This is a genomic window from Acidovorax sp. FG48 (assembly GCF_057809085.1).
This window is the reverse complement of the sequence record NZ_JBMDJH010000040.1, coordinates 1-10993: the sequence shown is the minus strand read 5'-3', so window position 1 is coordinate 10993 and position 10993 is coordinate 1. Positions and strand designations below refer to the sequence as shown.

At 56.9% G+C, this 10993-nt stretch carries 12 protein-coding genes; 11 read left to right on the top strand and 1 reads right to left on the bottom strand.

The features are described 5' to 3' along the window. Window positions 1–82: 82 nt before the first annotated feature. The 7 genes from rfbF to ACODSU_RS25050 are packed head-to-tail and all read left to right on the top strand — an operon-like array spanning window position 83 to window position 5387. Window positions 83–853 (top strand): glucose-1-phosphate cytidylyltransferase, encoded by a 771-nt coding sequence (gene rfbF / locus ACODSU_RS25080; protein WP_488845651.1) that lies wholly within the window; start codon window positions 83–85, stop codon window positions 851–853. 4 nt (window positions 854–857) lie between these two features. Beyond that, window positions 858–1958 (top strand): CDP-glucose 4,6-dehydratase, encoded by a 1101-nt coding sequence (rfbG, locus tag ACODSU_RS25075; RefSeq protein WP_488845649.1) that lies wholly within the window; start codon window positions 858–860, stop codon window positions 1956–1958. Next, a complete protein-coding gene (locus ACODSU_RS25070) occupies window positions 1955–2563 on the top strand; it encodes a dTDP-4-dehydrorhamnose 3,5-epimerase family protein (RefSeq protein WP_488845647.1) in 609 nt (202 codons plus the stop codon). The genes rfbG and ACODSU_RS25070 overlap by 4 nt, the downstream gene beginning before the upstream one ends. Beyond that, window positions 2556–3380: an NAD-dependent epimerase/dehydratase family protein gene (locus ACODSU_RS25065; RefSeq protein ID WP_488845645.1), complete on the top strand. Its 825-nt coding sequence runs from the start codon at window positions 2556–2558 to the stop codon at window positions 3378–3380. Before ACODSU_RS25070 ends, ACODSU_RS25065 begins: the two co-directional genes overlap by 8 nt. Further along, the gene (locus ACODSU_RS25060; RefSeq protein ID WP_488845643.1) at window positions 3381–4136 is read left to right on the top strand and encodes a cephalosporin hydroxylase family protein; all 756 of its coding nucleotides are present in this window, start codon (window positions 3381–3383) and stop codon (window positions 4134–4136) included. A gap of 19 nt (window positions 4137–4155) precedes the next feature. Then, entirely contained in the window at window positions 4156–4902 is a 747-nt protein-coding gene (locus ACODSU_RS25055; RefSeq protein WP_488845641.1) for a TylF/MycF/NovP-related O-methyltransferase, read from the top strand. Next, window positions 4899–5387 (top strand): acyltransferase, encoded by a 489-nt coding sequence (locus tag ACODSU_RS25050; RefSeq protein ID WP_488845639.1) that lies wholly within the window; start codon window positions 4899–4901, stop codon window positions 5385–5387. The genes ACODSU_RS25055 and ACODSU_RS25050 overlap by 4 nt, the downstream gene beginning before the upstream one ends. 48 nt (window positions 5388–5435) lie before the next feature. Here ACODSU_RS25050 and ACODSU_RS25045 read toward each other — a convergent pair whose 3' ends face one another. Then, window positions 5436–6662, bottom strand: coding sequence for a flagellin (locus ACODSU_RS25045; RefSeq protein WP_488845637.1), 1227 nt, complete (start codon window positions 6660–6662; stop codon window positions 5436–5438). A 374-nt stretch (window positions 6663–7036) separates the two neighbouring features. On the opposite strand from ACODSU_RS25045, the gene ACODSU_RS25040 reads away from it, so the two are divergent. The 4 genes from ACODSU_RS25040 (at window position 7037) to ACODSU_RS25025 (ending at window position 10745) form a co-directional block, all read left to right on the top strand. Then, window positions 7037–8260 (top strand): flagellin N-terminal helical domain-containing protein, encoded by a 1224-nt coding sequence (locus ACODSU_RS25040; RefSeq protein ID WP_488845635.1) that lies wholly within the window; start codon window positions 7037–7039, stop codon window positions 8258–8260. A gap of 161 nt (window positions 8261–8421) precedes the next feature. Continuing rightward, window positions 8422–9849: a flagellar filament capping protein FliD gene (fliD, locus tag ACODSU_RS25035; RefSeq protein WP_488845633.1), complete on the top strand. Its 1428-nt coding sequence runs from the start codon at window positions 8422–8424 to the stop codon at window positions 9847–9849. Between the two features lie 180 nt (window positions 9850–10029). After that, window positions 10030–10443 carry a flagellar export chaperone FliS gene (gene fliS / locus ACODSU_RS25030; protein ID WP_488845631.1) on the top strand — a complete coding sequence of 138 codons (414 nt, stop codon included), beginning with the start codon at window positions 10030–10032 and terminating at the stop codon, window positions 10441–10443. A 2-nt stretch (window positions 10444–10445) separates the two neighbouring features. Then, window positions 10446–10745: a flagellar protein FliT gene (locus tag ACODSU_RS25025; protein ID WP_488845629.1), complete on the top strand. Its 300-nt coding sequence runs from the start codon at window positions 10446–10448 to the stop codon at window positions 10743–10745. Window positions 10746–10993 lie beyond the last annotated feature (248 nt).

Below are 10993 nucleotides of genomic sequence, written 5' to 3'. Positions count from 1 at the left end.
TGATGGATGAGGAGGGGTTTGCGAGGAAGGTGGAGCAGGCCTATGCCATGATGTTCGACGCTTGGGAGAAGGGGCGTAGAAAATGAAGGCAGTGATATTGGCTGGGGGGTTGGGGACACGGATTTCGGAGGAGACGCACTTGCGTCCCAAGCCGATGATCGAAATTGGCGGCAAGCCCATCCTTTGGCACATCCTCAAGATGTATTCGGCGCATGGGGTCAAAGACTTCGTGATCTGCTGTGGTTACAAGGGCTACATCATCAAGGAATACTTCGCGAACTACTTCCTGCACATGTCGGATGTGACGTTCGACATGGTGAACAACCGCATGGAAGTGCACCAAAAGCATGCTGAACCCTGGCGTGTGACACTGGTGGATACTGGTGAAAGCACCATGACTGGTGGTCGTCTCAAGCGTGTGCGCGAATACGTGCAGGACGATGAGGCGTTCTGCTTCACGTATGGAGATGGTGTCTCGGACGTGGACATCGGCGCCTCGATCCGCTTCCATCGCAGCCACGGCAAGTTGGCCACCGTGACGGCAGTTCAGCCGCCGGGGCGCTATGGAGCGCTGCAAATGGATGGTGCTGCAGTGCGTGCGTTTACCGAAAAGCCGCGCGGCGACGGTGGGTTGATCAACGGAGGCTTCTTCGTGGTGTCACCACGGTGCCTGGATCTCATCGAGGGTGATGCGACAAGCTGGGAGATGGAGCCGTTGTCCAGTCTCGCGGCGCAGGGGGAGCTGATGGCCTTCGAGCATGCAGGCTTCTGGCAACCCATGGATACGCTGCGCGAGAAAAATCAGCTTGAAGAACTCTGGCAATCGGGCCGGGCGCCATGGATGTGCTGGTGATGCCATGGTGAACATTCAACAATGGCAGGGGCGATCGGTTTTCTTGACCGGTCATACCGGGTTCAAGGGCAGTTGGCTGGCACTGTGGTTGGCCCAAATGGGGGCCCGTGTTCACGGTTATGCACTGGATCCGTCGACGACGCCGAGTTTGTTTAATGAGGCGGGAGTAGCTCGTGTGTTGGCGGGTGACATGCGGGCCGACATAGCGGATCGATCTGCATTGCAGGCTGCGCTGCAGGCTGCTCGGCCGTCGGTGGTGTTACATCTTGCTGCCCAAGCCTTGGTGCGGCCTAGCTATGCAGATCCGCTAACCACTTTGGCCACCAACGTCATGGGTACGGCCCATGTGTTGGAGGCCGTGCGCGCTGTCGACAGCGTACAGGCTGTGGTGATCGTGACAACCGACAAGGTTTACGACAACCGTGAATGGGTCTATCCATACCGCGAAGCTGATGCGCTGGGCGGGCGTGACCCTTATAGCGCCAGCAAGAGTGCAGCCGAGATTGTTGTGGCCAGTTACCGGGCTAGCTTTTATGGAGCAGATGGGCATCCAGCCCGCGTGGCTACCGCACGCGCCGGTAACGTGATCGGTGGTGGAGACTGGTCCCCGGAGCGTTTGGTGCCTGATTGTTTGCAGGCTTTCGCAGCTGGCGCCCCGGTGAGCTTGCGCTATCCACAAGCGGTGCGGCCTTGGCAGCATGTGCTTGAGCCGCTCGGTGGCTATCTGGCATTGGCCGAACGATTGCTGGGGGTGGACGGTGAGAGGGCGGCCAAGGCTTGGAATTTTGGCCCCGAGGTTGGCGGTGATGCTGCGGTGGGTGCCGTGGCGGAAGGCCTGGCTCGGCGGTGGGGAGAAGGTGCTCGCATTGAGTATTCTGGAGCGGCAGGGGCCCCGCACGAGGCCGGGCTATTGAGGCTCGACGTTACCCAGGCCCGTATCGAGTTGGGCTGGCGTCCGCTCTGGAGTCTGGAGCAGGCTCTGGATGCGACGGTCGATTGGTTCCAGGCGTGGCAGCGTGGGGATGATGTCGCCACGTTGTGCCGAAAACAAATAGCAAGCTACATGGCGGGCACGGCTTCTCAGTCGTTGCGATTAAATCGATGACCGAGTCTGTGTGCGACACGCCGCGTTTTGAGTTTTTGGCTACGCCCATTGCTGGTGTCTGGCTGGTTCGACGCAAACCCATCACAGATGCGCGCGGCTTTTTTGCGCGCGCATACTGTGCCGATGAGTTCCGGGCGGTTGGCTTGGTGCGCCCTATCGTCCAGATCAATCATTCTTTCTCTCGTGTCGCTGGAACCGTGCGCGGCCTGCATTTTCAACATCCACCGCACCACGAAACAAAGATCGTGAGCTGCCCGGTGGGCAGAATTCACGATGTGGCTGTAGATTTAAGGGTTGGATCACCGACCTATCTGCAGGCGTTTGGCGTCGAGTTGTCAGCCGAAAATCGCATGAGTCTGGTGATTCCACCCGGCTGCGCACATGGGTTCCAAACACTCTGTGATGATGCTGAAACGCTGTATTACGTCACCTCCCCTTACCATGGGGCGGCAGAAGATGGGCTGAACCCTTTTGATCCCGCACTGGCCATTCGCTGGCCGCTGACGGTGACGGAGGTGTCGGAGCGTGATGCACAACGGATGCCGATTGATGCCGTCACTTACTCTGGCCTTTGTGGCCCCTTCGATGGGGATGGCGATGTCTGAGCAGTCCGTTGTCATCCTGGGGGCGGGCGGTTTTATCGGTTCCCACCTATTGCGCTATCTGCGGGCTCAGGGCGTGCCTTGCGAGGCGCCGGCACGTGATGACATGAGTTGGCTGCGGCGGAAGTTGGGGCATGTGGTCTATGCGATTGGACTGACTGCCGATTTTCGTGCGCGGCCCTTAGATACCGTCGATGCCCATGTTTGTCTTTTGCGGCAATTGTTGGCTCATGGTGACTTTGCCTCGCTGACGTACCTGTCCAGTACGCGCGTATACAGTGGTGCAGCGTTTACTTCGGAGTCCACACCGTTGCTCGTGGATCCGAACGATGCCAGCGACTTGTACAACCTGTCCAAGCTGATGGGGGAGTCGCTGTGCTTGCATGGAAGCCGCCGGTGTGCGAGGGTGGTGCGCTTATCCAACATCGTTGGGTTACGAACCGATCCAGATATATTCATCGAGCAGTTGCTCGATGAGGGCGTGCGGACTGGCCATATTCATTTGCATACGGCACTGGATTCGGCCAAGGACTATCTTTGGATTGATGATGCTGTCGCCTTGCTGGCGCGTATCGCGCAGTCTGGATGCTCAGGCATTTTCAATGTCGCCAGTGGAGAGGCCGTGCGTAATGCCCAGATCGTTGCGGCACTTGAGCGCGAAATGGGATTCTCCGTTTCGGTGGCCGAAGCCGCGCCAACTTGGAAGTTTGCTGCGATAGACATGCGCCGCACGCTTGAATACTTCCCGTTTGAGCCCCGTCGTTTCGACAGTTATTTCTCTGATTTCCTCCGGCTGTATCGCCTTCAGAAAGGATTGTGAGTGACTTACTTTGAAAACACCCCCTCGGCGCATCCAGACCATCTGCTGGAGAAGCGTGAGCGTATAGCGCGCTTCAGCCAGGACATGGAATTTCGCGCGCTTTCTAACCAGTGGCGAGCCATGGCGCTGGAGCGAAAGTATATGAACAACTTTTCCTGGTTGGGGCGCCCATTGATCCAGTTGCCACAGGACGCGATGGCGTTGCAGGAGATCATCTGGGCGGTACAGCCCGATTTGGTGATCGAGACGGGGATAGCGCATGGCGGTTCCCTGGTGCTCTCGGCATCGATGCTGGAGATGATTGGCAAGGGGGAGGTACTGGGTGTGGACATCGAGATCCGTGCCCACAATCGGAAAGCGATTGAGATGCATCCTCTCGCGAAACGGATACGTATGCTGGAGGGATCCAGCATCGCGCCGGAAATCGTGGCCCAGGTGCAAGCAGCGGCGGCTGGCAAAAAGAGCGTGTTGGTCTGTTTGGACTCCAACCACACGCATGAGCATGTGTTGGCTGAATTGCAGGCATACGCCGGCTTGGTTACCCTGGGCAGTTACTGTGTGGTGTTTGACACTTTCGTGGAGGACATGCCAGATGATTACGTCTGGACCGATCGGCCATGGGGCAAGGGAAACAATCCCAAAACGGCGGTATGGGAATGGCTGCGGAGCCACCCCGAATTCCAGATTGATAAATCAATCGAAGACCGACTCTTGGTGACCTCGGCGCCAGATGGTTTTTTGCGTCGCGTGGCGTGAGAGTTCAGGAGCTATCGACATGAACTTCCTGTCCAGTGTGTTTTTCGGCGTCAAGGCCGAGGGCTTCGTCAAGAATATTCAGGGGGCGATTGATAACGTCGGGTCCCAGAACGGTATTTTTACCGGCGACAACCTGTTTACTTTTGGCCGCAATCTGGGGTTTTTCGAGGATGAAAAATTTCTGCAAGCTTGGCGCGGCATGGTCGAAACTCCAATCGAAGAGGCCATCGTTTGGCGTCTGCATGTGGTTGCCTGGGCCGCCCGCAGTGTGATCGCCCGAAAAATTCCTGGGGACTTTGTTGAATGCGCCTGCTACAAAGGAGGGACTGCGAAGCTGGTCGCTGATTACACGGACTTTGGAACCCTGACGGACCGAACCTACTATCTCTACGACCTTTTCGAGCACACGCCCGGCATGCCGCACCATTCCATGCCGGAACATAGCAAGAAGTTGTATGAACGAGTACAGCAGCGTTTCGCTGGCATGTCCAATGTGAAGATTACCCAAGGCAGTGTGCCTGAGGTGCTGTCACAGGTGGCGCCGCAGCAGGTGGCGTTCATGCATCTCGATCTGAATAACGCACCGGCTGAGATTGGTGCCTTGGAAGTGTTGTTTGATCGAGTATCGCCTGGCGGTATTCTGATCCTGGATGACTATGGCTGGCTTGGTTATCGTGCTCAGAAGCTGGCCGAGGACCCCTGGTTGGCTGCGCGCGGCTACCATGTGCTGGAGCTACCCACAGGTCAAGGTTTGGTGTTTAAATGATTTTCATTCACCCGACGGCCCAGATATCGCCGCTCGCCGATATTGAGGACTCTGTCCGAGGAACACGCATCGAGATCGGTGCGAACACGATCGTAGACAGCTTTGTGAAGTTCAAGCCAGCTGGAGGTAACGGCGATGTGCAGATTGGCGAGTGGACCGTCATCAATTCCGGCTGTGTTCTGTACACGGGAAACGGCATCAGGATTGGTGACAAGGTAGCGATTGCTGCCAACTGCACGTTCGCGCCAGTCAACCACGCTTACCATGATCGGAATCGCCCCATTCGGGAGCAGGGGTTCCTTCCCAGCAAAGGTGGAATCCTGATTGAAGACGATGTCTGGATTGGTGCCAATTGTGTGTTGCTTGATGGTTCCATCCTGCGCAAGGGGTGTGTGATCGGTGCCGGATCGATCGTGCGCGGCGAAATCGCGGCCTACACCGTGAACGCGGGCCAGCCCATGCGAATTGTTGGCAGTCGGCAATAACCCCTGCACCTGCGATAGAAGTCGGGGCCCCAGTTCGATGGGTGGGAATTAGCCTTGCAACAGCTTGAGTACGTTCTGTGGCAACTGGTTAGCCTGCGCCACCATGGCTGTACCTGCCTGCTGCAGAATCTGGGTGCGCGACAGGTTCGCTGTTTCCTTTGCAAAGTCTGCGTCCACAATCCGCCCTCGCGACGCAGACAGGTTTTCCACCTGGATTTCAATGTTGGCGATGGAGCTTTCAAAGCGACTTTGCAGGGCGCCGAGATCAGCGCGAGCCGAGTTCACCTGGTCGATGGCGCTATCGATCTTCTTCAGTGCCACCCAGGCGTTGGCCTGTGTATCCACCGACAGGGTGTCGATACCCAACGAATCGGTCGTGGTGTCCGTTGCACTCAGCTGCGCTCCCGCAGCGCCCACGTTCGTAGCGGCATAACCAAAATTGTCCGCAGTGAAACCGCTCAGGGTCAGTGTCGCAGCGTCACCATTGCTGTCCAGCTTGGACGACATCAAGTCAATGGTGTAGTTGCCGTTGTCCTGCTTGCTCAAGAAGGCAGTCACACCGGTATCGGCCGACTTCCGGTTGATGGCCTCAACCAACTGACCCATGCGCTCGGTTCCCGATTTGGCTTCCTTGATCGGACCCAGATCCCAGGTATGGATGCCATCATCAATCTGCAACGCTGTGCTGTCGGTGATTGCCGCCAGATCGGTGACGGTCGTTGCATCGATATCGGTGGTCTTGTCGTAGGCGTACACCACATCCGCCAGGCCTGCGGCGCGCGAGTCGGTCAGCGCTCCGATGGTGATGTTGTCGCCGGAATTGGCGCCTACCTGGAATACCGCGCCCGAAAATGAGCCATCGAGGATCTTTTGTCCGTTGAATGTGGTCTGCTTGGCCACACGATCGATTTCATCGGTCAACTGTCTAACTTCAGCCTGCAGCGCTACTCGGTCGGCCTTGCTGTTGGTCGCGTTGCCTGCCTGCACGGCCAGTTCGCGCATGCGCTGCAGCATGTCGCCGAGTTTGCCCAGTGCTCCTTCGGCCGTCTGCGCCAGAGAAATCCCATCGTTTGAGTTGCGCGCTCCCACTGTCAGGCCACGCACTTGGGTGTTCATCCGCTCGGAAATAGCCAGACCGGCCGCATCGTCCTTGGCACTGTTCACACGCAGCCCTGAAGAAAGGCGCTGCATGGAAGTTTGCAGAGAGTTTGCGGACATGCCCAAGTTCCGCTGTGCGTTCAGCGAGGCGATGTTGGTATTGATGGTAGAGGCCATTAGAAATCTCCTTGGGACGAAAGTCCGGCCTGCCCGCCGGAGGTAGCGCCAGCATCAAGGCGCTGACTTCGGTTGATCCGTGACCTGATTCTGCGCATCTGGGCCCAGCGCATAGTCCGGAAAAGTGTTGAAAAAGCCGCCTTGTTTGAGTTCTTTTGACCGTGATTCGGGGGGGCGAGCGTTCGAGTGGAGAAAAAAAACGCTGGCGCCCTCAAGTTTTGCCGGGAATCCCCGAAAACAAACACAACGGATTGAATCAATCTGTTGACCGGCCAGTGACGGATGTTCGTGCTGCCGTCCGGTCTAGGCTGCCAGACCGGTGCTGGCGTTGTGATCGGCGGTTAGCCGGAATTTAGTTAATAAGGAGCTTTCAAATGGCCTCTACCATCAATACCAACATCGCCTCGTTGACTGCACAGCGGAACTTGGGCATGTCCGCAAACTCTCTGCAAACTTCCATGCAGCGCCTTTCTTCAGGGCTGCGTGTGAACAGTGCCAAGGACGATGCGGCTGGTCTGGCTATTTCCGAGCGGATGAACACCCAAGTGCGGGGCCTGACAGTGGGGGCGCGCAACTCGAACGACGGTATTTCTCTGGCGCAGACGGCCGAAGGCTCGCTGGGCAAGGTCGGCGACATGCTGCAGCGCATGCGCGAACTGGCCGTGCAGGCAGGCAACGCGACCAACAGCAAGGCCGATCGTGCGGCTCTGCAATCGGAAGTGAAGCAGTTAACCGACGAGATCGACCGTGTGGCCAAGCAGACCAGCTTCAACGGTCAGAAAATTCTGGATGGTACGTTCTCGGGCGCCGTGTTCCAGGTAGGTGCCAATTCCGGCGACAACATCACCGTCGGCGCTTTGACCGATACCACTGCAAAGGGCTTGGCGGATGTCGTGTACGCTTACGACAAGACCACCGACATCGATGTAACGACCATCACCGATCTGGCGGCAATCACCGACAGCACGACTTTGCAGATTGATGATGGCACCACGACCTGGGATCTGGGTACGATCAAGGAAGCCAAATCAGGAACCGAGCGACTGGGTCAGTTGGTGGAGGCCATCAACCGCAAGTCGGCTGATTCAGGTGTGACGGCCTTCTTGAGCAAGCAGGACAATGGCAACTACACCATTGATCTGATGTCGTCCAAGCTGGACAGCAGTGGTGACGCTGCGACACTGACCCTGAGCGGTTTCACAGCGGACAATTTTGGTTATGCTGCGGCGGTTGTCGGGGATGCTGGAGCGCAGTTGAGCGCGACAGACACGACGACCGATTCGTTGGGTATCGACACCCTGTCGGTGGATACACAGGCCAACGCCTGGGTGGCACTCAAGAAGATCGATAGCGCCATCGACCAGGTCAACTCGGCCCGCGCTGATCTCGGTGCCCTGCAAAGTCGTTTCGAGAACTCGGTTGGTAATATTGAGATTCAAGTGGAAAACCTGTCTGCGTCGCGAGGGCGGATTGTGGACGCGGACTTCGCAAAGGAAACAGCGAACCTGTCGCGCACCCAGATTCTGCAGCAGGCTGGTACGGCGATGGTGGCGCAGGCTAACCAGTTGCCACAAGGTGTGCTGTCCCTTCTGCGTTAAGCTGAGGAGCAGCAGCGGGCCAAGAGTATTCTTGGTCTTGCAAAGCGGCGACGGGGCTTGCCCCTTCGCCGCTTTTCCGGCTTTTGCGTGGGGCTGATTTTGCAAAAATCACGCAGTGTTTTTTGCAAAGTCCGTCCAATGGACTTGTTCAGGAGGTTGACATGGCCATTTCATCTGCAGGCATTGGTAGCGGGTTGGATGTTGACTCTATAGTCACTAAGCTGGTGGCGCTGGAAAAGCGTCCTATCGCTAAGCTACAAACCGCTGCTACCTCCATCCAAACCAAAATATCGACGTATTCGCAGCTCAAGTCACTGATGTCGACACTCTCGGATGCGGCGTCGAAACTCACGCGCGACAGTGGGTGGAATGGGATGTCGGTGACGTCCTCTAACAGTAGCGCTGTGTCCGCGAGTATTTCGGGGATAGCCACTGCGACATCGTTTGGCATCAGCGTTCAGCAGTTGGCTCGTGCCCAGTCGGTGGCCTCTACGGCCATCGCGACAGCCGATGCGCCTGTCGGTGCCGGAACATTGACGATCCAGTTGGGAACTTGGTTGCACACCAGTCCTCCGCCCATGTTCACACCAAAGTCCCCATCGAAAGTGGACATCGCGGTGAGTGCTACGGACTCCCTGACAAAGATCGCGGCGACGATCAATGATGCCACTACCGATGTAACCGCCACGGTACTGCGCGATGCCACGGGCGAGCGCTTGCTGGTGCGATCAAAGGCTACCGGAGAAGCTTCGGGCTTCCGTATCCAAGTGGCGGAGGATAGTGGCGCGCCAGGTTTGTCCAGGCTGGCTTTTGATCCCGAGAATTCAGCTGGTGTCGGTATGGCTGCCAACACAATTCAGTATGCGCAGAACACGTTGGCCAAAATCAATGGCATCGACATTTCATCGGCCAACAACACCTTTGCCGATGCGGTCCCAGGGTTGAGCATGACGGTCGCGCAAGTGACCACTTCGGATGTGGATGTGTCGGTAAGTACCGACACGGCGAGCATGAAGAAGAACATCATGGCTTTCGTGGACGCATACAACGCAGTCAACGATCTGCTGAGCGCCTCCACAAAATATGACGATGAAACCAAGACCGCGGGCATTTTCCAGGGGGATAGTTCGGCGGTCGGTTTGCAGAATGCGTTACGTCAGCAGATGATGGCTACCACTGGCGGAGAGGGTGTCTTCAAGCGGCTTTCGGATATTGGTATTGATATGCAGCGCGGTGGCAAGCTGACGGTGGACGGCAGCAAGCTAGACAAGGCGCTCAAGACGCCGGAAGCGCTCAAAGCCATGTTTGCTACGAATGTGGCCACGGGGTCTGATGCCAACGGCTTGGCTGTCAAGCTCAAGACATATATGACAAGCCTGCTTTCTTTCGATGGTGTGATGAACAGCAAGGCTGATGCGCTGAGTGCCGCTGCCAAGCGCAACACCCAGGAGCAGGACAGAGTCAATGACCGTGCTGCAGTGGTCGAAAAACGTTTGCGAGCGCAATACACGGCACTGGATGCGAAGATGGGTTCGCTGACGGCGTTGAATAACTACATCTCACAACAAGTCACGCAGTGGAACAAGTGAAAGTGCTTGGTTGTGAGTCGGTCGCGGGGCACATGGATATGGAATGCAGTGGTCAAAAATTTCGCCCTGCAACTCTTGAGTGGATTGACGAATACCTCGCGAAAAGTGCTCTAGGAATTGCTTGAGTTTTTCCTTCTATTGCCGATATTGAACAAAAGCATGCATATGAAGGAGTCGTCGATGTACACCCCCGTTAGTTCTCGTGCAGCCTCGGCATATCGGCAAGTAGGTGTGCAGTCCTGTGTGGAGGGTGCGACTCCGCATATGCTGATCAAGATGCTGTTCGACGGTTTGATGCAATCGTTGAATGCGGCGCGTGGAGCCATGCAGCGCGGCGAGATTGATGAAAAGGGCCGCCATTTGGGAAAGGCCGTGCGTATTCTGGAAGAGGGCCTCAAAGGCGGACTCAATCCTGCACAAGGCGGTGAGTTGGCTGGGAATCTACAAGCGCTGTATGACTATTGTGTCAAGCGTCTTACCTTGGCCAACCTGCGTAACGATGCCGGGATGGTGGAAGAGGTGGTCGAGTTGATTGTCCCTGTGGCCCAGAGCTGGGAGCAAATCGGTACCGGCGTCCAAAAGCAGGGAGTCTAAAAATGTCCCACATGCTGATTGACTATTACAAAGCGATTGAAGACAGCAGCGCCAAGATGCTGGAAGCTGCCAAGCTGAAGGACTGGGATGGCGTGGTGCGCTATGAAGGCGCTTGTGCTGTGCTGATTGAGCAACTGCGCTTCAAGTCCCAAGAGCATGAATTGCTGCCCGAGCACCGCCGTGAAAAGACGCGCATCATGCAGCGCATCTTGCGCAACGATGCGCAGATCCGTTGCTTGGCAGAGCCTTGGCTTGCCCAATTCGAGCATCTGTTCGAGAGACAGCCCCAGATGATGCATTGAGTGCAGTCGCCAGCACCCCTGGGCTTTTTGCTGGCGAGGGCCTGATGCGAAGGGAGGGGCTGGGAGAGCATGGGCAAACCGGGATATTTGCCTGGCGCTCCCAGGGGGGGCGGCCCATAACGGCAACCTGCCGAGGTGTTCTGCTCAGCAGGTGGGGCGGGACGACCTGGAGGCACTCAAATTTCAAAAAATTAGCGGCGGTTTAAACAACGAAGTGCACGTTGCCAAAAGGTAGGCCCAGACAAGTA

Bases quoted from the DNA above. Each gene is read 5' to 3' on its own strand.
- ACODSU_RS25050 (WP_488845639.1), top strand. From the start codon at position 4,899: ATGATTTTCATTCACCCGACGGCCCAGATATCGCCGCTCGCCGATATT.
- rfbG (WP_488845649.1), top strand. From the start codon at position 858: ATGGTGAACATTCAACAATGGCAGGGGCGATCGGTTTTCTTGACCGGT.
- ACODSU_RS25065 (WP_488845645.1), top strand. From the start codon at position 2,556: ATGTCTGAGCAGTCCGTTGTCATCCTGGGGGCGGGCGGTTTTATCGGT.
- ACODSU_RS25045 (WP_488845637.1), bottom strand. From the start codon at position 6,662: ATGGCCTCTACCATCAATACCAACATCGCCTCGCTGAACGCACAGCGG.
- fliD (WP_488845633.1), top strand. From the start codon at position 8,422: ATGGCCATTTCATCTGCAGGCATTGGTAGCGGGTTGGATGTTGACTCT.
- rfbF (WP_488845651.1), top strand. From the start codon at position 83: ATGAAGGCAGTGATATTGGCTGGGGGGTTGGGGACACGGATTTCGGAG.
- ACODSU_RS25055 (WP_488845641.1), top strand. From the start codon at position 4,156: ATGAACTTCCTGTCCAGTGTGTTTTTCGGCGTCAAGGCCGAGGGCTTC.
- ACODSU_RS25070 (WP_488845647.1), top strand. From the start codon at position 1,955: ATGACCGAGTCTGTGTGCGACACGCCGCGTTTTGAGTTTTTGGCTACG.
- ACODSU_RS25040 (WP_488845635.1), top strand. From the start codon at position 7,037: ATGGCCTCTACCATCAATACCAACATCGCCTCGTTGACTGCACAGCGG.
- fliS (WP_488845631.1), top strand. From the start codon at position 10,030: ATGTACACCCCCGTTAGTTCTCGTGCAGCCTCGGCATATCGGCAAGTA.
- ACODSU_RS25025 (WP_488845629.1), top strand. From the start codon at position 10,446: ATGTCCCACATGCTGATTGACTATTACAAAGCGATTGAAGACAGCAGC.